This window comes from Actinoplanes sichuanensis, from assembly GCF_033097365.1.
In the GTDB taxonomy this organism is placed as follows: Bacteria; Actinomycetota; Actinomycetes; order Mycobacteriales; family Micromonosporaceae; genus Actinoplanes; species Actinoplanes sichuanensis.
In genome coordinates this window covers 1,905,747-1,925,988 of record NZ_AP028461.1, presented here as the reverse complement: position 1 = coordinate 1,925,988, position 20,242 = coordinate 1,905,747, and the positions used below count along the sequence as shown (strand labels likewise).

19 protein-coding genes are annotated in these 20,242 nt (G+C 70.6%); 10 read left to right on the top strand and 9 right to left on the bottom strand.

Annotated features, from left to right (window positions below):
• The first annotated feature begins 4 nt into the window (after positions 1-4).
• Together Q0Z83_RS08370 and Q0Z83_RS08365 are read left to right on the top strand one after the other, a co-directional pair.
• Positions 5-643 (top strand): hypothetical protein, encoded by a 639-nt coding sequence (locus Q0Z83_RS08370; protein ID WP_317797053.1) that lies wholly within the window; start codon positions 5-7, stop codon positions 641-643.
• Positions 640-2,688: a beta-galactosidase gene (locus tag Q0Z83_RS08365; RefSeq protein WP_317793243.1), complete on the top strand. Its 2,049-nt coding sequence runs from the start codon at positions 640-642 to the stop codon at positions 2,686-2,688. Before Q0Z83_RS08370 ends, Q0Z83_RS08365 begins: the two co-directional genes overlap by 4 nt.
• Here Q0Z83_RS08365 and Q0Z83_RS08360 read toward each other — a convergent pair.
• Positions 2,601-3,167, bottom strand: a complete 567-nt coding sequence (locus tag Q0Z83_RS08360; RefSeq protein ID WP_317793242.1) for a hypothetical protein — start codon at positions 3,165-3,167, stop codon at positions 2,601-2,603. The two genes, Q0Z83_RS08365 and Q0Z83_RS08360, sit on opposite strands and share 88 nt — an antisense overlap.
• A 54-nt stretch (positions 3,168-3,221) precedes the next feature.
• Positions 3,222-3,908 (bottom strand): hypothetical protein, encoded by a 687-nt coding sequence (locus Q0Z83_RS08355; RefSeq protein WP_317793241.1) that lies wholly within the window; start codon positions 3,906-3,908, stop codon positions 3,222-3,224.
• 199 nt (positions 3,909-4,107) lie between these two features.
• On the opposite strand from Q0Z83_RS08355, the gene Q0Z83_RS08350 reads away from it, so the two are divergent.
• Both Q0Z83_RS08350 and Q0Z83_RS08345 read left to right on the top strand, forming a co-directional pair.
• A complete protein-coding gene (locus Q0Z83_RS08350) occupies positions 4,108-4,434 on the top strand; it encodes a hypothetical protein (RefSeq protein ID WP_317793240.1) in 327 nt (108 codons plus the stop codon).
• Between the two features lies 1 nt (position 4,435).
• On the top strand, positions 4,436-5,362 hold the full coding sequence (locus tag Q0Z83_RS08345; RefSeq protein WP_317793239.1) for a hypothetical protein: 927 nt from the start codon (positions 4,436-4,438) through the stop codon (positions 5,360-5,362).
• Here the strand turns inward: Q0Z83_RS08345 and Q0Z83_RS08340 are convergent.
• Complete coding sequence (locus Q0Z83_RS08340) at positions 5,355-6,029, bottom strand: LiaF transmembrane domain-containing protein (RefSeq protein ID WP_317793238.1); 675 nt, start codon at positions 6,027-6,029, stop codon at positions 5,355-5,357. The genes Q0Z83_RS08345 and Q0Z83_RS08340 overlap by 8 nt on opposite strands.
• 70 nt (positions 6,030-6,099) lie before the next feature.
• Positions 6,100-8,112: an alpha-glucuronidase gene (locus tag Q0Z83_RS08335; RefSeq protein ID WP_317793237.1), complete on the bottom strand. Its 2,013-nt coding sequence runs from the start codon at positions 8,110-8,112 to the stop codon at positions 6,100-6,102.
• Positions 8,113-8,382: 270 nt separating this feature from the next.
• On the opposite strand from Q0Z83_RS08335, the gene Q0Z83_RS08330 reads away from it, so the two are divergent.
• The gene (locus Q0Z83_RS08330) at positions 8,383-10,581 is read left to right on the top strand and encodes a rhamnogalacturonan lyase (RefSeq protein WP_317793236.1); all 2,199 of its coding nucleotides are present in this window, start codon (positions 8,383-8,385) and stop codon (positions 10,579-10,581) included.
• Here the strand turns inward: Q0Z83_RS08330 and Q0Z83_RS08325 are convergent.
• The gene (locus Q0Z83_RS08325; protein WP_317793235.1) at positions 10,524-11,732 is read right to left on the bottom strand and encodes an NAD(P)-binding domain-containing protein; all 1,209 of its coding nucleotides are present in this window, start codon (positions 11,730-11,732) and stop codon (positions 10,524-10,526) included. The two genes, Q0Z83_RS08330 and Q0Z83_RS08325, sit on opposite strands and share 58 nt — an antisense overlap.
• 2 nt (positions 11,733-11,734) lie before the next feature.
• Positions 11,735-12,280, bottom strand: coding sequence for an OsmC family protein (locus Q0Z83_RS08320; RefSeq protein ID WP_317793234.1), 546 nt, complete (start codon positions 12,278-12,280; stop codon positions 11,735-11,737).
• Positions 12,281-12,367: 87 nt separating this feature from the next.
• On the opposite strand from Q0Z83_RS08320, the gene metX reads away from it, so the two are divergent.
• From metX to Q0Z83_RS08300, 4 genes are all read left to right on the top strand, one after another.
• Positions 12,368-13,486 carry a homoserine O-acetyltransferase MetX gene (gene metX / locus Q0Z83_RS08315; RefSeq protein ID WP_317793233.1) on the top strand — a complete coding sequence of 373 codons (1,119 nt, stop codon included), beginning with the start codon at positions 12,368-12,370 and terminating at the stop codon, positions 13,484-13,486.
• On the top strand, positions 13,483-14,781 hold the full coding sequence (locus Q0Z83_RS08310) for an O-acetylhomoserine aminocarboxypropyltransferase/cysteine synthase family protein (protein WP_317793232.1): 1,299 nt from the start codon (positions 13,483-13,485) through the stop codon (positions 14,779-14,781). The genes metX and Q0Z83_RS08310 overlap by 4 nt, the downstream gene beginning before the upstream one ends.
• The gene (locus tag Q0Z83_RS08305; RefSeq protein WP_317793231.1) at positions 14,778-15,248 is read left to right on the top strand and encodes a CoA-binding protein; all 471 of its coding nucleotides are present in this window, start codon (positions 14,778-14,780) and stop codon (positions 15,246-15,248) included. The genes Q0Z83_RS08310 and Q0Z83_RS08305 overlap by 4 nt, the downstream gene beginning before the upstream one ends.
• Positions 15,249-15,339: 91 nt before the next feature.
• On the top strand, positions 15,340-16,176 hold the full coding sequence (locus Q0Z83_RS08300; RefSeq protein ID WP_317793230.1) for an SGNH/GDSL hydrolase family protein: 837 nt from the start codon (positions 15,340-15,342) through the stop codon (positions 16,174-16,176).
• Positions 16,177-16,264: 88 nt separating this feature from the next.
• Here the strand turns inward: Q0Z83_RS08300 and Q0Z83_RS08295 are convergent, their stop codons facing one another.
• The 3 genes from Q0Z83_RS08295 to Q0Z83_RS08285 form a co-directional block, all read right to left on the bottom strand.
• A complete protein-coding gene (locus Q0Z83_RS08295) occupies positions 16,265-17,158 on the bottom strand; it encodes a helix-turn-helix transcriptional regulator (protein WP_317793229.1) in 894 nt (297 codons plus the stop codon).
• Between the two features lie 70 nt (positions 17,159-17,228).
• On the bottom strand, positions 17,229-18,002 hold the full coding sequence (locus Q0Z83_RS08290) for an SDR family oxidoreductase (RefSeq protein WP_317793228.1): 774 nt from the start codon (positions 18,000-18,002) through the stop codon (positions 17,229-17,231).
• A 102-nt stretch (positions 18,003-18,104) separates the two neighbouring features.
• Complete coding sequence (locus Q0Z83_RS08285) at positions 18,105-19,121, bottom strand: zinc-dependent alcohol dehydrogenase (RefSeq protein WP_317793227.1); 1,017 nt, start codon at positions 19,119-19,121, stop codon at positions 18,105-18,107.
• A gap of 57 nt (positions 19,122-19,178) precedes the next feature.
• Here Q0Z83_RS08285 and Q0Z83_RS08280 point away from each other — a divergent pair, with 57 nt between their 5' ends.
• On the top strand, positions 19,179-20,066 hold the full coding sequence (locus Q0Z83_RS08280) for a LacI family DNA-binding transcriptional regulator (RefSeq protein WP_317793226.1): 888 nt from the start codon (positions 19,179-19,181) through the stop codon (positions 20,064-20,066).
• Positions 20,067-20,242: the final 176 nt, after the last annotated feature.

Here is a 20,242-nt window from a genome sequence, read left to right as displayed (position 1 = left end):
CACCATGCTCGGGGAACGGTTCGGGACCGGGCTGCTGTCCCGGGCGGCCGCGTTGATCTACACCCTGCTCGCCGTCCAACTACTGGTCCTGGTGACGGCCGGGCCGGGACTGGTCCTGCTGGTGTTCCTCGAGCGGGACGTGTCGAACCTGCCGCTCGCGGCACTCGGCGGGCTCCCGGCCGGGCCGGCGCTGTCGGCGGCGATCTACGCGCTGGACCGGCGGCGGCTCGACCTGACCGATCTTCATCCGGGTACGGCGTTCGTCCGCGGCTATCGGCTGAACGCGGTGGGTGCGCTGAAGGTGTGGGGGCTGTGGCTGCTGGTGGTCACCCCGAACCTGGTCGATCCCGGGGTCCCGCAGCTGATCGTGATCGCCGGGGCGACGCTGTGGATGCTCAACGCTCTCGTCGTCACGTCACTGTTCGTGTTCCGTTTCCGGGATGTGGCGCGGCTTTCGGCGTACCTCCTGATCCGCTCTTTCGGGGTGACGGTGAGTAACGCCTGCCTGATCGTGGTCGCTCTCGCCGTGGTCTGGCTGTGGTCCGAGGCCGCGCTTGCGCTGGCCATGTCGCTGCTGGTCCTGATGCTGCTGAGCAATGCCCGGCCGCTGGTCGAGGTGGTCCGGAAGGAGTTCGTGGCGTGAAGATCCGGTACGGCGGCGACTACAACCCGGAGCAGTGGCCGAAGGACGTGTGGGAGGAGGATCATCGGCTGTTCGACGCCGCGCACATCGACACGCTCACCGTGGGTGTGTTCACGTGGGCGCTGACGCAGCCCGGCCCGGACGTCTACGACTTCAGCACCCTGGACGCGATCATCGAGCGGGCGGCGGCCGCGGGCCGGCGGATCTGCCTGGCCACCGGCACCGGGGCGCATCCGGCCTGGATGGCCCGCGCCCATCCGTCGGTGACCCGGACCGATTTCGAGGGGCGGAAGCACCGGTTCGGGCAGCGGCACAACTCGTGCCCGAGTTCGCCGGACTTCCGGCGTTTCTCGGTCGAGGTGGCCCGCCGGATCGCTCGGCGATACGCCGGAAATCCGGCGATCGTCGCGTGGCACGTCGGCAACGAGTACGGCGGAGCCTGCTACTGCGACCTCTGCGCGGCCGGTTTCCGGGAGTGGTTGCGCGCGCGGTACGGCTCGCTGTCCGCCCTCAACGCCGCCTGGTACACCACGTTCTGGTCACACACGTTCACCGACTGGGACGAGATCGAACCGCCGTCGGCGCTCACCGAGCACTGGCGCGGGCCCGATCACACCGCCTTCCAGGGGATCACCCTCGACTATCTGCGGTTCATGTCGGACGCGATGCTGGCGAACTACCGGGACGAGAAGGCGGCGATCCGGCAGTCGGATCCGGACACGCCCGTCACCACCAATTTCATGGGGCTCTACCGGCCGATCGACTACCACCGGTGGGCGGCCGACCTCGACTTCGTCTCCTGGGACAATTATCCGCCCGACGACAGGTCGGCGGCCCGGATGGCGCTCGCCCATGATCTGATGCGCGGACTCAAGGGCGGGCAGCCGTTCTGGCTCATGGAGCAGACACCCAGCGTGACCGCGTGCCGTGACGTCAACCCGCTCAAACGGCCCGGCGTGATGCGGTTGTGGAGCTGGCAGGCGGTCGCCCACGGAGCCGACGCGGTGCTGTTCTTCCAGATGCGAGCCGGTCGCGGGGCCAGCGAGAAGTACCACGGCGCGGTGATCGGTCACAGCGGCCGCTCCGACACCCGGGTGTTCCGGGAGGTCGCCGACCTCGGCGCCGAGTTGTCGGCACTCGGGCCGGTCACGCTCGGTGCACGGACACCGGCGCGGGTGGCGCTGCTGTTCGACTGGGACAGCTGGTGGGCGCTGGAGATCTCGGACGGGCCGACCCGTCTCGTCCGCTATCTCGACGTGGTCACCGCCTACCACCGGGCACTGTGGCAGCTCGGCGCCGACCTCGACGTGATCCCGGTGACCGCCCCGCTGGACGACTACGACGTGGTGGTGGCGCCCGCCCTCCATATGATCAAGAACGGTCTCGCGGATCGGCTCGCCGCGGTCGCCTTCCGCGGCGGGACGGTGCTCACCACGTTCCTGTCCGGACGGGTCGACGAGGACGACAACGCGTTCCGGACCGAACCGCTGTCCCCACTTCTCGGGATACGGGTCGACGAGTGGGACGCCCGCGAAGCCTCCTACGTCAACCCGGTGACGATCAACGGCTCGACGTTCGAGTCCCGGTTACTGTTCGAGCTGGTCATCCCGGAGGGCGCCGACGTCGTCGGGACCTACCGGACGGACTTCTACGCCGGTACGGCGGCCGTCACCCGCAACGAGTGGGGCGCCGGCCATGCCTGGTATGTGGGGGCCGCGCTCGACGACGCCGGAGTCTCCGCGGTGATCCGTGAGGTGCTGTCCCGACACGGGCTGCTCGGCCCGTGCGCCGACCTGCCGGACGTGGAGACCGCCGTCCGCGTCACCCCGGACGGCGACCGTCTCCTGTTCGTCCTCAACCACGGCGCGGCACCCGTCGAGCTCCCACCGGCCTGCGCCGGCGTCGACCTGCTGTCCGGCCATCCGGTCCGCACCCTCGGCCCCAACGGGGTCGCGATCTATTCGATCTCGGCCAGCCCGGGCGTCTCCTCCGCCTGGAAGACGGCCACGGCCTCCCCGCCGGGTCCGGCGATCACCCAGATGTGACCGGCGTACGTGTCCTGGTGGTAGCCGTGTCCCGGTTCGATCTCGGCGTACCGGATCCGCTCCTCGTCGCCGGCGAGCCGGTGGACGGTGACCTTCTGATCGGTGTCGTTCGCGAAGTAGATCGACGTCGGGGCGCCCTCGGTGAACCGCCAGCGGCGGGTCCGTTCGGCGCTGCCGGGCAGGGCGTCGAGCCTCTGCACCGGGGTGGTCGCGGCCGCGGGCGCGGCGGCCGCGGGGGCCGACGTCGACCTGGGGGCCCGCTCCGGTGCGGGTCGGGCGATCGCCCAGACCACGGCCCCGGCCAGCAGGACCAGCCCGAACGCCACGAGCAGACCGGTCCGGCTCCGGCGACGCGGTGCGACGGGCGCCGGATCGTCGGGGACGGGTGTGGGATCGTCGGGCGGGACGAGGGACGGCTCGGACGCGTCGGCCGGGGCGCTCGGCGGCGGCTGATAGGCCTGGGGCAGCTTCTCGCTCACGATCTCACGTTAGAAGGACCACGCTCCCCGGCCCGCCGCCGCCGACCTCCTGCGCTACGGCTGGTGGGCGAGGGCCAGGCGGGTCGCCTCGGCTTCGGTGCCGATCTCCTCACGCCGGGCCGGTTCGTGCTGGTAGGTGTGTATCGAGAAGCCCAGGAACCTCGGGTCGATGTGCAGGCCCGGGCCGGGGATCTTCAGGTCCACCAGGTCGGCCGGGAGATCATCCCAAGGGGTCCGGGTCGTCCGGAACACCCGTCGGAACGTCACGGCCTCACGGTCGAGCGCCAGCCAGGGCCACCGGCCCACCACCAGCCAGATCGCCACCAGCAGGAACACCACCGCCAGCACGGTCATGACGGTGGTGAACGAACCGAGTTCCGCGATCCGCTTGCGCTCCTCGCCTGGCACCCGCTCGGTCGGGACGAGGCCTCCGGCGAGCCACCCGATGAACACCGCCCGCACACCCGTACCCGCCACCGCCGGCTCCGCCGTGAAACGGCGGCCCGTGGCGCCGATGTCCCAGGCCACCGGCCGTTTGCGGGCCTTCCGGGTGACCAGCAGAAAAATGCCGAGCGGCACGCCGAGAGTGGTGGTCCACATCAGGATCGCGGCGAGGAACCCCGCCGCGTCCGACTCGAAGCGCCAGGTTAGTGGTTGCAGCCAGAGACTCTCGACGAAACGCAGCACGAACGCGAGCAACACGAACGGAACCGCCGACAGCCGGGCGGCACGAGCAGACATCGACGCAGCCTAGAGCAGCGATGATCCTCTGCGACAGGGCCGTGTCCGCGGTCTCCGGGAAAGTACCTTCGGCCCGGCTCGACCGGATTACCATCGAAGGCGCTGACTCCGGCCCTCTGACATTCTGGTCGATCGATCGATGCCGTCCGGCTGCACCGGCAAGTAGCGTCCGGATCACCCTCAGCCTCGGGGAGACGGCGTGCGCGGCAGGTCGAGTTGGTCCCGCCTGACGATGGCGGCCGCCTTCGGCCTGGTCATCCTGGCCACCGGCGCCCTGCCCGGAATCGGCCCGGGTCTTCTGGCGGTGTGCACCGGATCGGGTTGCGGCTGGGCCGAGTTCCTCAACAGCAGGACAGACACCCGGTCCTGCCGTCGGCATCCGCGCGGATTGCGGAAGTTCGCCACCAGTGGCATGGAGATAACTCCGGATTGTCAGACGTGCGGCAAGCGCCTGCCGTCCTTCCGGTACGCCCGCGAAGAGAACACCCTGTCCCGCTTGCGCTGCGCCCAACACGGTGGAGGCTGACATGCCCGGTGCGGACCTCGCCTCGGTCGACTTCCCGTTCCGGTTCAAGGTCGTCAATGTCATCCCGGTCGCCGCGGTGCTGCTCACGGTCGGGACCGCGGTGCTGGCCGGAGCTCCGGGCGAGGCTCCTCAGCGGCAGGTGCTGCTCGACAACGCCCGCGAGTTCGGCTGGGCCGGAGCCGCTGGGGCGCTCGCCGCGACGGTGGTCATCGCCCTGCTGGCCGAGCCCTTGGAATTGGCATCGATCCGGTTCCTGGAGGGGTACTGGCCGAGAACCGGAGCGCTCGGCCGGATCCATGCGGCCGGGCTCCGGTCTCAGATGCGGAGGTTCACCCGGCTGCGCTTCCTTGCCGAGAGGTCCGCGGATCCGGCGTTGCGCCATCTCGCGGCTGTTCAGCTGGACGAGCGGTATCCCCCGGAGCCCGGCCGGTTGCTTCCCACCGCGCTCGGAAACCGGTTACGAGCCTTCGAGGACCGAGCCGGGAAAGGCTACGGCCTGGAGGCCGTGCCCTGGTGGCCGCGGCTCCACCACGTGCTGCCGGAGCAGGTCCGCGGCTCTGTCGACAGGCATCGGGATCAACTCGACGTCGCATCCCGCCTGACCATCGCCTGGGCCGTCGGCGCCGTGGCCCTGGCCGTCCTTCTCGCGCAGCACCCGGCCTGGTGGTGGGTGCCGGCACTGTCGGCGGCGCTCTCCTGGTTCGCCTATCGCAGCGCTCTGGGCGCGGCCGGCGTCTACGGCATCGCGGTCACCGCGGCGATCGACGTTTACCGCCTGCACCTGCTGCAGGAGATGCGGGTCCAGCCGCCCGCCGACACCGACGCGGAGCGGATCGTCAACGAGAGACTGCTGCTGCTCTGGGCCGGGATCCCGGAGAACGTTCAGTATCAGACGACGGACAGCGACCACCATCTGCGGATCACGTAGCCGCCCGGACCACCACCTGGCCGAGGAACCGCTGGGACTGGATCTCCAGGTCGGCCGTCGCCGCGTCGGCGGCCGCCGGAACACCCGGTGCGCGGCGGGCACCGCCGTCCGGTTCGACGAAGACCGCCCACCCGGCCGGCACGACCACCTCGACGTCGGACAGCAGCGCGGTGATCTCCATCCGCGCGGCGCGGGCCGATCCGGCCGGGATGGTGATGATCGAGCCGCCGGCCAGGGCGCGGACGTCGAGGATCGACGGGGTGGCGACCGGCCATTCGAGGCGGCGGCCGAGTCCGATCAGCAGGACACGTTCGAGGGTCCGGGGCGGGCTGGCGACCGCGCTCATCACCCGGCCGACCAGGATCGCCACCCCGAGAGCACACAGGCCCAGCGGTGGCAGGGCCGGACGCCAGTCCTCCGGAACCGGATTGTGGATCACCAGCAGGATGGCGATCCCGAGCAGCGCGAAGATCGCCGGGCCCTTGGCCGGGCCGAGCGGCTCCCGCAGGTTCCAGGCGCCACCGAGGCCGACGGCGATCATCGCGAGCGGCCACCAGTCACGCAGGACGCCGGTCAGATCGAGCGCCGGCGCGAGACGGTTGAGCAGCCAGACCAGCCCAGCGACCAGCAGCAGCATCGCCAGCCACACCGAGCCGTACCGCTTCACCGCGACCTCCGTATCCGCGGGTGAACTCTATCGGCATCACTGCATGCCTTCGGTCCGTTGACGCCGAGACTCAGTGGATCGGGCGGCCTTTGGCGTCGGGGATGCCGGACTTGCGGTGGAAGTAGGTGTTGAGCTGGTCGCGCCACTCCTCGGCGCTGCGGCGCTGCTCGGCCAGGCGCTCGGTGACCCGCGTGTGGACGGCCGGGTCGACCAGTTCCGCCGCCTGTGCCCAGGCGGCCTGCATCTCGGCGACCCGCTGCGCGCCGGCGAAACGGGTGTCGTAGATGTGCTGGATCACCGTCGAGCCGCTGTGCAGCACATGGGTGTAGGGGACGTGGTGGAAGAAGAGCAGCAGTTCGTCGGGGCAGGTGTCCGGGTGCTCGTAGCGCTCCGACCACGGGCGGGGGTACTGGGCGGTGTAACCGGTTCCGGTGGCGACGGTCCGGTCGACGCCTAGACCGTCACGATCGGCGAAGTGGTAGGTGCCCCACGGGGTGTACTCGTAGCCGTCCACGTCCGGGCCGTAGTGGTGGCCGGGCCGGACCATGAAACCGACTCCGAGCGGGGCGGTGTACTGCTCGTACGTCTCCCAGGAGTCGTCCATCAACGCGTGTAGGAGGTGCCGCGGGGTGCCCGGGAACGTCAGGCCGATCCACTCGTCGAGGATCTCCGCCGGGTCACGGCCGGGCGTCCAGCCGAGGCGGCCGACCGCGTAGAGGTTGGCCTGCGCCAGCGGGTGCCCGGTCCAGAACGGGTCGTCACCGACGTTGGCGACCGCCGACAGGACACCGCCGGACAGTCGTGTCGCCAGGGTCGGGCCGTCGTCGCCGGTCGGCTGGAAGCCGAGCACCGAACTCCACATCGGGGGCAGGTAGCAGACGTGTTTCTGCTGGCCGGTGTACTCCTGGGTGACCTGCAGCTCGACCGCCAGGCGGGTGTCGGACATGGCGAGCAGGACCGGGGACACCGGCTCGCGGGTCTGGAAGTCCATCGGGCCGTGCTTGACCTGCAGGATCACGTTGTCCCGGAACCGCCCGTCGAGCGGCGCGAAGTGGTCGTACGCGGCGCGGGCCCGATCGGTGGAACGGTCCCGCCAGTCCTGCCGGTGGTTGTAGACGAACGCCCGCCACCGGACCGGGGCATCGTACGGGGCCAGAGCGTCGGCGAGCATGTTGGCGCCGTCGGCGTGGGTACGGCCGTAGCTGAACGGGCCGGGCCGGCCCTCGGAGTCGGCTTTCACCAGGTAGCCGCCGAAATCGGGGATGGTCTCGAACACCCGCTCGGTGGTGTCCGACCACCAGCGGCGGACGTCCGGGTCGAGCGGGTCGGCGGTCGGCAGGTCACCCAGGATGACGGGCGCGGCGAAATTGATCGACAGGTGCAGGCGGATCCCGTACGGCCGCAGGGTTGAGGCGATCGTGGCGACCTCGCCGAGCCGGTCGGTGAGCAGGTGGGTCTCGCCCGCGTGGACGTTGACGTTGTTGACGGTGACCGCGTTGATGCCGGAGGCCGCCAGCAACCGTGCGTAATCGCCGACCCGGGTGAGGTCGTCGCGCAGGCGGCCGTCGTCCCAGAAGAGCGAGCCACCGGCGTAGCCCCGTTCGACCTGGCCCATCACCCGGTGCACGAAGACGTTGTCCCAGTGGTCCAGGACGCGGAGGCCGAACGCGGGTTCGTGTCGTTCGTCGGCGAGCCCCGGGTCGAAGGCGGCCTCGCCCCGGCGGACCACCTCGAACAGGCCGTAGAACAGTCCGGCCGGGCCGTCCCCGGTCACGACCGTCGACGCACCCCGCCGCCCGATCCGGAAGCCGTCGAGGTCTCGATCCGGTCGAGGGCCACCATGGCGTGCCGCGTCTCCCCGAGATCGCGGAGCGAGGGTGAGGACGAGGTCGGCGGGGGCCTCCGGCGGCTGGACGCTTCCACCGAAGCGGGCGCAGGCCCGGGACACCTCGGCGAGGACGGTGCCGACGAGAAGTCCGGCATCGCCGGCGGTGTCGACCCGGACGCGGCGGGAGCCCAGGGCGCGGAACGCCTCCGCCGGCAACCAGGCCGGATGGATCACGGGTGACGGTGTGGAGGTCACGTTTGCTCCGGCGGGTTCGAGGCGGTCCGGCTGGTTCGCCGGTCGAAATCCATTGAAACCACCTGATGTCCCACAGTCGAGCACGTCTTTCGGCGCGTCGCCGCGTGAGCATTGAACTGTTCCAAGTTGATCATGGAGGACCTGTGACCAGACCTACTGAAACGATCCATGACTTTACTGGCCGGAAACGTTGACGGCTTCCGATGCTCCATTGCAGACTCCCTGGAAAGCGCTTTCCTACCGCACATCCCCTCGGGAGGAACGAAGAGCATGAGTCCCCGTACCGGAAGATTGTGGAAAGCGTGCGTCGCGGCCGCCGTGCTGGCCGCCGCCCTGCCCGCGTCGCCCGCCGCCTCGCATCCGCGCGGCGGACCGCGGATGGAACGCCTCGACCGCGGCCTGGTCGCGGCCACGACCGGCGAGGGCGTCTTCCTGAGCTGGCGCCTGCTGGCGAACGAGGCCACCGGCTCGTCGGCGACCGGCCTGACCGGCGCGAACTTCACCGTCTACCGGGATGGCAGACGGATCGCGACGGTCACCGACAGCACCAACTTCCTGGACCGCGAGGGTACGGCCACCTCCCGCTACCGGGTCAGCGGAGCAGAGTCGGTCACCCCGTGGCCGACGAACTACACGGAGCTCCCGCTGCGGAAACCGGCGGACGGATCCGACTACACCTACTCGGCGAACGACATGAGCGTCGGCGACGTGGACGGCGACGGGCAGTACGAATACATCGTCAAGTGGGACCCGTCCAACTCCAAGGACGTCTCCCAGGTGGGGTACACCGGGCCGGTCTACGTCGACACCTACCGGGCCGACGGCACCCTGCTGCACCGCATCGACCTGGGCGTGAACATCCGGGCCGGCGCGCACTACACCCAGTTCCTGGTCTACGACTTCGACGGCGACGGCCGCTCCGAGATGATGATGAAGACCGCTCCCGGCACGAAGACGATCCGTAACGGTCGCGAGCGGTTCATCACCACACCGGGGCACGCTCCGACCGAGGACTACCGGCTGAGCGCGGCCGGCTACTACGAACACGTCGTGCAGATGTTCCTCGGCTGGGACCGGCACCCGGAGGTGGTCGCCGGGCACTGGCCCGCGACGCTGGAGCAGGCGTTCGGCATCGCTCCGCAGTATCGGTACCCGCTGAGCCGGGCCGACGCCGAGAAGCTGACCGACTACTTCATGGACGTGTACGCCCCGTCCCGCAGCACCCGCAACAACCTGCGCGCGTTCGAGGGTTTCATCGTCGACGGCCCCGAATATCTGACGGTGTTCGACGGGGCGACCGGTCGTGAGCTGCAGACGATCGAGTACAAGCCGGGCCGTCACGACGACGGTCTGATGTGGGGCGACTACGCGATGCCCCGGATCGAGCCGGCCAACCGGGTCGACCGGTTCCTGGCCGGGGTGGCGTACCTGGACGGCAGGCATCCGTCGGCGGTGTTCGCCCGGGGCTACTACACCCGCACGACGCTGGTCAGCTACCGCTGGACCGGCCGCAAGCTGGTCGAGGACTGGTACGTGGATTCGGGCTGGACGCCGATGACGAACCCGTTCAACGACTCCCCGCACGGGCGGGACGGCACGTCGGCGAAGTACGGGAAGATCACCACTCAGGGCTTCCACTCGCTGAGCGCGGCGGATGTCGATCAGGACGGCAGGCAGGAGATCGTCTACGGCTCGGCCACCATCGACGACGACGGTGACGTGCTGTACTCCTCGTTCGACACGCTGCCGGACGGTGTGACGCAGGCCCGGCTCGGGCACGGCGACGCCATGCACGTGACCGACATCGACCCGGACCGGCCGGGCCTGGAGATCTTCACCGTGCACGAGGGTGCCACCTCGGCCCCGTACGGCATGGCGATGCGCGACGCGAAGACCGGCGAGGTGCTGTTCGGGACGTACTCGGGCCGCGACACCGGCCGGGGCATGGTCGGTGACGTGCTCCCGGGCACCCGGGGTGTCGAGTCGTGGGCGAGCATGCCCGGCGGTTCCGAGGCGCTCGGCCTGCACAGCGCCACCGGCGAGGTGTTGACCGGCACGATCCCCGGCACCAACGCGAGCATCCGGTGGGCGGCCGACCTGACCACCCAGATCGTCAACGGCGCGCAGGAGGTGACGCCGACGATCGACGACTGGACCCGGGGGCGGCTGCTGACCGCCGACGGGACCCGCACGAACAACGGCACGAAGGGCAACCCGAGCCTGGTCGCCGACGTCCTCGGTGACTGGCGGGAGGAGCTGCTGGTGCGGACGGCGGACAGCTCGGCGATCCGGATCTACCTGAGCACCGAGGTGACGAACCACAAGCTGTACACGCTCATGCAGGACCCGCAGTACCGGGTCGAGGTGGCCCGCCAGCAGACCACCTACAACCAGCCGTCCTACCCGAGCTTCTACCTGGCCTCGGACACCGACTGGTCGAAGGTGCCGCGCGACGTACGGATCAGGTGATCGACGACGTAGCGGGCGTCGTCCTCGATCCCGTGCAGGAAGGTCGACCGACGGCGGCGTAGCACCGGCAGACCCAGGGCGTACAGCCCGGGGATGTCGGTCACGCCGCCGTCGTGGCGCAACCGGCCCCGGTCGTCGAGGACCGGCAGGTCCAGCCAGGAGTAGTCGGGCCGGAAGCCGGTCGCCCACACGATCGTGCCGATCTCGCCGCCGCCCAGGTCGAGGCGTAGCCGAGGCTTCGCCGGAACTCGGGTCGGCTCCAGCGGAACCCGATCGGTCAGCCCGGCCCACTCGTCGAAGCCGGCCAGCATCCGGTTCGCCTTCAGGTCGGCGAGCGAGCACACGTTGCGCAGCCCGCCGGAGAACAGCGCCACCCCGTCGCGGACCGTGGCCAGCCGTCCGACCAGCTCCACCCCGGCGTCGGTCAGCGTGTTGAGGTCGACCTCGAGGCCACCGGCGAGCTGCGGCGACGGCAGCCGCCGGGCCCGGTCGAGGTCGTCCACCTCGTCGTAGCGCTGCGCCCACAGCCCGGTCTCGTGCATCCACCACAGCACGTCGCGGTCGCGGTGCCGACGCGGCATCCGGGTGTGCTCCCCCACCGAGAGCACCACGTGCCGCCCGGCCGCCCGCAACTCGGCGGCGAGTTGCACGCCGGTGGCCGAGGCGCCGACGACGAGCACACCGCCGTCCGGCAGCTTGTCGGGATTGTGGTAGTCGAACGGCGTGACCTGATGGACGCCGAGGTCCCCGAAGTCGGGCACGACCGGCACGTTGCACGCGCCGCTGGCGATCACCACCGACCGGCAGCGCAGATCATCGACGGCGAAACCTTCGTCGGTACGCCGTACCGACGTCACGTTCACCCCGGTCCGGACGGGCGCCCCGGCGGCGAAGCGCTCGATGAACGCGACCACCTCGGCCATCGTCATGTACCCGTCCGGGTCGTCGCCGTCGTAGTCCTGTCCGGGCAGCCGGCTCAGCCAGTTGGGGGTGAGCAGCCGCAGCGAGTCCCAACGCTCGGTGCGCCACGAGTTGCCGACCTGCCCCCGTTCCAGAACGACGTGGTCGACGCCCCGCTCGCGCAGGAAGTGGCTGGCCGCCAGCCCGGCGTGCCCCGCGCCGACGACGACCGTGGTGACGCTGTCGCCCAAGGTCAGGCGACCTCTACCGTCACGTCGGTCGGGTTGGTGAGCGCGTCGAAGACCGCCGACCGCTTCTGTGACTGGGCCACGATCGCCTCGATGTCCGCCTTGGAGGCGTCGGCGTCGATGTCGAAGGTGACCTTGATGTCGTTGAAGCCGTTGCGGACGTCGGGGTCGCCGAGGATGCCGCGGATGTCGTGGTTGCCCTCGACGACGGCGGTCACCGAGCGCAGCTGGATCCCCCGGTTCTGGGCGACCGACGCGACGCCCGCGGTGAGGCAGCCGGCCAGGCCGACCAGCAGGTACTCGATCGGGGTGATGCCGTTGTCCTCGGCGGCGAACACCTCGGGGTGGTCGGCGGCGAACTCGGTCTTCGCCTTGTGCGACTGCTCGGCGCCGAGGCCGTAGAAGTTCTCGATGGTGGTGGTGCTGTGCACGCCCCGGTCCCACTTCGAGGTGGCCCGCCAGGTGAACCGGGCGGCCTCTGGTGCGCCCTTGAGGGCTTCGCGCGCGTCGAGCAGCGCCTGGACGTTGACTCCGTTATCGGTGACGGTCATGGCTGGATCCTCCCTGGTGAAGCCTTGATCTACAACACCCATCGGGACACTAGACAATGATCTTGTGCACGCCTAGCGTTGGAGGCCGTGAAAAGTGTCGGAGTCGTCGAGACCCGTTTCCTCGACCTCCCCCGCCCGCTGCCACTGGACTGCGGACGGGACCTTACCGGGGTCCGGGTCGCCTACGAGACATACGGAACGCTGTCCCCCGATCGGGACAACGTGATCCTGGTGTGCCATGCGCTCTCCGGTGACGCGCACGCCGCCGGGATCGCCGCGACGCCGCCCGAGGAGGGCACCCGGGAGGGTTACGCCAAGGGTCTGGGCTGGTGGGACGGCATGATCGGGCCGGGCAAGGCGTTCGACACGGACCGGTATTTCGTGGTGTCGACGAATCTGCTGGGCGGCTGCCGGGGCACCACCGGACCGTCCTCGATCGACCCGGCGACGGGTGAGCGGTACGGGCCGGACTTCCCGGTGATCACGGTGGCCGACATGGTCCGGTGTGAGCGCGCGTTCCTCGACGAGCTCGGCATCGAGCGGCTCGCCGCGGTGGCCGGCGGCTCCCTCGGCGGGATGCAGGCACTCGAATGGGCGGTCCGGTATCCGACTCAGGTCGACTCGATCGTGGTGATCGCCTCCACCCACGCGCTGCAGCCGCAGGGGGTGGCCTGGAACGCGATCGCCCGCGAGTCGATCATGCGGGACCCGGACTGGCAGGGCGGCCGCTACTACGGGACCGGCCGCACCCCGGACGCCGGGATGGGGGTGGCCCGGATGGTCGGGCACATCACCTACCTGTCCGCACCGGGGCTCGCCGAGAAGTTCGGGCGGCGTCTACGGGACGGGCTCAACTACACGATCACCGAGCCCGAGTTCGAGGTGGAGAGCTACCTGCGGCATCAGGCGGCTGCGTTCGTCAGGCGGTTCGACGCGAACACCTATCTCTACCTCTCCCGGGCTCTGACCTATTTCGAGCTGGGGCCACTGGACGGGGTGCGGGCCCGCACGCTGCTGATCTCGTTCAGCTCGGACTGGCTCTACCCGCCGGCCGCGTCCCAGGAGATCGCCGACACGCTGACGAAACTCGGCAAGAGTGTGGAGAACCACGTCATCGACGCGCCGTACGGGCACGATTGTTTCCTGCTGGAAGAGGCCCGGCAGACACCCATCGTCAGGCGGTTCCTTCAGGAGGGCACCGAGTGAGCAGAGAAGAAGTGCCGCACGAGTTCGGGTTCGAGACCCGGCAGCTGCACGCCGGGCAGCGGCCCGACCCGAACACCGGCGCCCGGGCGGTGCCGATCTTCCAGACCACCAGCTACGTGTTCGAGGATCCGGAGTCGGCCGCGGCCTACTTCAACCTTCAGGAGTACGGGAACACGTACTCCCGGATCATGAATCCGACGACCGCGGTCTTCGAGGAGCGGGTGGCCAACCTGGAGGGCGGCAGCGGGGCGGTCGCGTTCGCCAGCGGGATCGCGGCCCAGGCGGCGGCCCTGTTCACGCTGCTGGAGCCGGGTGACCACGTAGTCGCGTCGCAGGCGCTCTACGGCGGCACCGTCAACCAGCTCAAACACCTGCTGCGCAAGATGAACGTCGAGCTGTCGTGGGTGGATCCGGACGACGTCTCGGCGTGGGGCAAGGCGGTGCGGGAGAACACCAAGGCGTTCTTCGGCGAGACGATCGGCAACCCGGGCGGGAACGTGCTCGACATCGAGACGATCGCCGGGATCGCGCACGAACACGAGCTGCCGCTGATCGTGGACAACACGTTCGCCACGCCGTATCTGTGCCGGCCGATCGAGTGGGGCGCCGACATCGTGGTGCACTCGGCCACGAAGTTCATCGGCGGGCACGGGACCAGCATCGGCGGCGTAGTCGTGGAGGCCGGCACGTTCGACTGGTCGAACGGGCGGTTCCCGGTGGTGGCGGAGCCGTCTCCGGCGTACCACGGCCTGAAGTTCCATGAGACGTTCGGGACCTACGGTTATCTGATGAAACTGCGCGCGGAGACACTGCGCGACCTGGGCGGGGCACTGTCGCCGTTCAACGCGTTCCTGTTCCTGCAGGGCCTGGAGACGCTGTCACTGCGGATGGACCGGCACGTGGCCAACGCCCGGCGGATCGCCTCGTTCCTGGCCGGGCATCCGCTGGCCTCGAACATCACCTACGCCGGGCTGCCGGACAGCCGGTACCGGCCGCTGGTGGAGAAGTATCTGCCGCTCGGCCCGGGCGCGGTGTTCTCCTTCGACGTGGCCGGCGGCCGCGACGGCGGGCAGGACCTGATCCGCGGTGTGCGGCTGTGGTCGCATCTGGCGAACGTCGGTGACGCGAAGAGCCTGATCATCCACCCGGCGAGCACCACGCACCGGCAGCTCAGCGACGACGAGTTGCGGGCGGCCGGGGTCGGGCCGGGCACGGTCCGGCTGTCGGTCGGCACGGAGAGCGTGGACGATCTGATCTGGGACCTGACGCGGGCCTTCGAGGGGGTGACGGCATGAGCTACCAGGACGCGCTGACCATCCAGCGGGTGCTCAACTCGGCGAAGACGATCGCGATCGTCGGGCTGTCCGGCAACGAGCTGCGGGCCAGCTACTTCGTCGGCTACTACATGAAGCGGCACGGCTATCGGGTGATCCCGGTCAATCCGCGGGAGACGTCGATCCTCGGCGAGGTGTCGTATCCGTCGCTGGCCGACGTGCCGGTCCCGATCGACGTGGTGAACGTGTTCCGGGCGCCGGCCGCGCTGCCGCAGATCGCCACCGACGCGGTGACGGCCGGGGCGACGGCGTTGTGGACCCAGTTCGGGGTGATCGACCAGGAGGGCGCGGACATCGCCGAGCGGGGCGGGCTGACCGTGATCATGGACCGCTGCCTCAAGGTCGAGCACGCCCGTTACGTGGGCCGGATGCACTGGCTCGGGTTCAACACTCAGCGCATCACCTCGGTACGCTCCGGCCTCCAATAGGGTGACTTTTTTGGTGTTTGTGGCGTTTGTCCGATTGTGAGCCCTCCCCGGTTCACCGCGCAACCCACCGCATCGAAGACGGAGAACCGCAATGCCCTATCCCACCGCGATCTACCAACGTGTCGTCGCCGTCTGCGCGACGGTCGCGCTGACCGCCACCGCCTGGGCCGCCCCCGCGACCGCCGTGGCCGTGGCCGTCGCGCCGACCCCGCTCCAGTACGTCGCGCTCGGCGACTCCTACGCCGCCGGGTTCGGCGCCGAACCGACGAACGACCCGTGCGGTCGGACCTCGGCCGGTTACCCGGCCCTGCTCGCGCGCGAGGCGCACGGCGGCATCTCGATGCGCAACGCCGCCTGCGCCGGCGCGACCACCGCCGACGTGATCCGGCAGGCGTCCGCGCTCAGCCGGCGGACCCAGCTGGTCACCGTCACGGCCGGCGCCAACGACCTCCAGGTCAAGCAGCTGCTGACCACGTGCATCAACCGGTTCGCGGCGGTGGCCTGCCAGAACGACGCTCTGGCGCTGGACCGGAGGCTGACCGCCGCGCTGCCGCGTGACCTGAACCGCATGCTGCACGCGGTCACCACCGCCGCGCCCGAGGCCCGCGTGGTCATCACCGGGTACCCGCTGCCGTTCGCGCGGAGCCGGCAGTGCCCGGGCGTGCCGGTGGCCGCCCGCCTGCGTACCCGCGCCAACCAGGTGGTCACCCGCCTGAACGCCGCCATCGCCGCGGCAGCCGCCCGCAACCGGGTCCGCTACGTCGACGTCGAGCCGGGCTTCGCCCGTCACGGGCTGTGCAGCCGGAAGCCGTGGCTGGTCGGCCTGGAGGGCCTGCGCGACAACCGGGTGCTGCACCCGACCGCGACCGGCCAGGCCCGCGGCTACCTTCCGGCGATCGCCGGAAGCGGCCTGACCGACCGCGCCTGATCGCGGGTCACGTCCCCGGCACCGCCGTGCCGGGGACGGATCGGACCCGGCAGCCTCTCGTGAGGAGACGACCCGGGCCGGAGCCGTTCTACGCGAGCCCGGTCGACGGGGCCCGCGACCACGCACCCGCCCCTCCGGCACCCGTCTCCTGAGCGTTCCAGCTGGCCAGCAGCCGCAACGCCGCATGCGACGGGGACCCGGACCGCGCCGTGTAGACGAACAGCGTCTGGTCCGGGTCCTCGGGCAGCTGCAGCGCCTGGAAGTCGATGGTCAGCTCACCGACCACCGGATGCCGGTAGAGCTTGCTGCCCGACGTGCGGACCAGCACCTGATGGTCGGACCACCAGCGGCGGAACTCCGCGGACTTCACCGACAGCTCCTCGATCAGTGCGGCCAGCCGCGGGTCGTCCGGATACCGCCCGGCCTCCACCCGCAGCACCGCGACCGTCTCGGCGGCCACCTTGGCCCACTGCACGTAGAGGTCGCGGGCCCGCGGGTCGAGGAACATGAACCGGACCTTGTTGCGCTGCGCCGCCGGCAGCAGGTTGAAGTCGCAGATCAGGGCACGGGCCATCCGATTGGCGGCGAGCAGATCCATCCGCCGGCCCAGCACGAACGCCGGCGACGCCGCGTCGTCGAGCGTCTCCAGCATCTGGTACATCCCCGGGCGCACCCGCTGCGGCCGGGCCGCCGACCGGCCGGTCCGGGCCTGGACCAGGTCGAACAGGTGCGCCCGCTCGGTGTCGTCGAGCCGCAGCGCCCGGGCGATCGCCTCGATCACGGTATTCGACGGGTTGAGGTCACGGCCCTGCTCCAGCCGTACGTAGTAGTCGACGCTCACCCCGGCGAGCGCGGCGATCTCCTCCCGCCGCAGCCCCGGCACCCGCCGCCCGGGAAAGGCGTCGGTGATCCCCGCGTCCTGCGGGGTGAGCCGGGCCCGGCGGGTCCGCAGGAAGTCCTTGAGTTCGAGGTTCTTCTGCACGGTCCCAGTCTCCCGCGCCGGGCGGGCCCGGCGGCACCGCTGACTGGTACCGCCGGACCCACCCGACCGATCAGGCGGCCTGCCGGGTCGGCATGATCGTGACCTGCTGCAGGTTGACCCGCCGGGGCAGGGCCGCGGCGAACGCGATCACCTCGGCCACGTCCTGCGGGGTGAGGAACTCCACCGACGCGGCCGCACCGGCCAGCCAGTCGCGGGCGCCCTGGTCGGTGACGTGGCTCTGCAACTCGGTGCCGACGATGCCGGGCTCGATCGCCGACACCCGCACGTCCTTTCCACCCAGTTCGGCGCGCAGATGCCGGGACAGGTGGGTGATGAACGCCTTCGTCGCCGAGTAGACGGCGAACGTCGGGAAGATGTTCTGCGCCGCGATCGACGACGTGGTGAACAGATCGGCGGTACGCCCACCGGCGGCCGCCGCCACGAGCAGCGGTGTCACCGCGCCGACGGTGTGCACGGCGGCCGTCACGTTCAGGTCGATCTGGGTCTGCCACTGGTCGGCGCGCTGCTCCTCGATCGGCGCGGGCAGCATGATCCCGGCGTTGGCGACGACCAGGTCCACGCCACCGAACACCTCGGCGACCTGGGACACGGCAGCCCCGAGCGCGCTGCCGTCGGTGACGTCGACGGGCACCGCGAGCGCCGTGCCACCGGCCGCGGTGATCCGGCCGGTCAGTTCGTCGAGGCGGTCCTTGCGTCGGGCCAGCAGCGCCACCCGGGCGCCCCGGGCGGCGAGCAGTTCGGCGGTGGCGGCGCCGATCCCGCTGGACGCGCCGGTGATCAACGCGGAACGGCCCAGCAGCGGCTGCGGGGAGTTGACGGTCATGGTGTTCTCCTTTGCTCGGACACCATGCAACCGCCCCGACCGCCCGTGCGGACGGCGCTGATCGGCCCTGCCCTGACCAGGACCGGCAGACCCACCCGGCGCTCAGGGCAGGGTCACCACCACCTTGTCGGCGGCGCCCGGCGTGGCGGCCAGCGTCAGGGCCCGTTCCACCTCGGTGTACGGAAGCACGTCGCTGACGATCAGGGCGTACCGCTCCCAGTGCTCGACCAGGTCCTTGGTGACCTCGAAGATCTCGGTCGGGTAGCCCATCGCCAGCGCGATGGTGAGTTCGCTGGTCAGCAGCGCCCCGAAGTCGACCTCGACCGGCTTCTTGTGCACCGCCACGATGCTGAACCGGGCCCCGTGCCGGGCGGTGGCCAGCACCGTCTCGATGACCGCCGGCACCCCGGCCGCGTCCAGGTAGAGGTCGGTGGCGGGTCGGCCGTGCCGGCCGAAGTAGCGGGGCGCCTCGCCGTGCAGGTCCAGCAGCCGGGCCGCGACATCCTCCGCGGCCGAGTCGATCACCGCGTCGGCACCCACCTTCAGTGCCTTGGCCAGCCGGTTCGGCACCACGTCGACCACCACCACGTGGGCGACCCCGCGGAGTTTGAGACCGATCACCGCGCCCAGGCCGATCGGGCCGGCACCGAACACGACGGCGGTCTGGCCGGCCTGTGGCTCGAGACGGTTGACGGCGTGGGTGGCCACGGCCATCGGCTCGTTGAGGGCGGCCACCTCGAACGGGATGTGCTCGGGCACGGTCACCAGATGCGTGCCGAGCTGCGCGTCCCGGATCAGCACGAACTCGGAGAGCCCGCCCTGCGCGCCGCCGCTGCCGATGATCCCGTCGGCGGACGCCATCGGATTCAGTACCACGTGGTCGCCGATCGCCAGGCCGGTCACGTCGGCGCCGACCGCGGCGATCTCACCGGCCGGCTCGTGGCCGAGTGGGGTGGCGCCCTGCCGGGGCGGGATGCCGCCGACCGAGATGTAGAGGCCGTCGGAACCGCAGATCCCGCAGGCCCGGATGCGCACCAGGACGTCGGTCGGGCCGACCTCGGGCTCGGGCGCGTCGACGATCTCGGTCCGGCCCGGGGCGGTCACCATCACTGTCTTCATGAGCACCACTAAATCGCTTTAGTTGACCGGTAGGGTATCGGTCGGAAGGGGGATGTCGTGCCGCGTACCCGAGTGACCTTGAAAGACGTCGCCGCCGCCAGCGGCGTCTCGCCGACCACCGCGAGTTTCGTCCTCAACCGGGTGACCGGGCAGACGATCCCGCCCGCCACCCAGGAGCGGGTCCGCCGGGCCGCCGCCGAGCTGGGCTACGTGCCGCACGGCAGCGCCCGCGCACTGCGGGAGGGCAGCTCCCGGCTCGTCCTGCTGAACGCGGGACAGCTCCCGGTCGCCGGCAGTCTGCGCAGCTTCATCGACGGCCTCGACGGTGAGCTCATCGGTCACGGGTTCACGCTGCTGGTCCGGCACGGGCCGACCGATCCGGAGTCCCTGCGGCAGGCGGTGCGGACCGCCGATCCGCGCGGCGTCATCGACCTGGCCCTGCTCTACGCGACACCGGAGCCGGACCTGCTCGACGGCGGCTGGATCGACGGGCTGGCCGCGCACACCGCCACCCAGATCGACCACCTGGCAGCCCTCGGGCACACGTGCATCGGCTTCGCCATGCCCGCCGATCCCCGGCTCCAGCGGATCGCCCGGCTGCGACTGGACCAGGCCCGCGCGGTCGCCGCGACCCGCGGGCTGCCCCCGCCGGAGCCGTTCGACCTCGGCCGGCGTGGTGCCGTCACGGCGGTCGCCGCCTTCGATGACGCGGTGGCGCTCACCCTGCTCAGCGCCATGGCCGACGCCGGCCTCAGTGCACCCCACGACCTCGCGGTGATCGGTTTCGACGACACCGGATACGGCGGCCTGTGGCGTCCGGCCCTGACCACCGTCCACATCGACGCCGCCGGTTTCGGCCGCCGCGCCGCCCGCGCCGTGCTCGGCCTGCCCACCGACGAAGTGCCACCGGCTCCGTCGACAGTCGTCGTGCGTGCCACCACCTGACGGCCGCACCGAGCCGTCCGGAGACGGCGATCGGCTGTTCGGCCAGCGAAAACGCACCGTGTGCCTACCGTCCGTGGTGGCCGGACCGGAGGATGCTCGACTGGTCCGCCCCGAATCCCCGTGCGGGGCGGACACCCCCCAACCTGCCAGGCACTGTCTGTTCCTCCCAGGCGGTG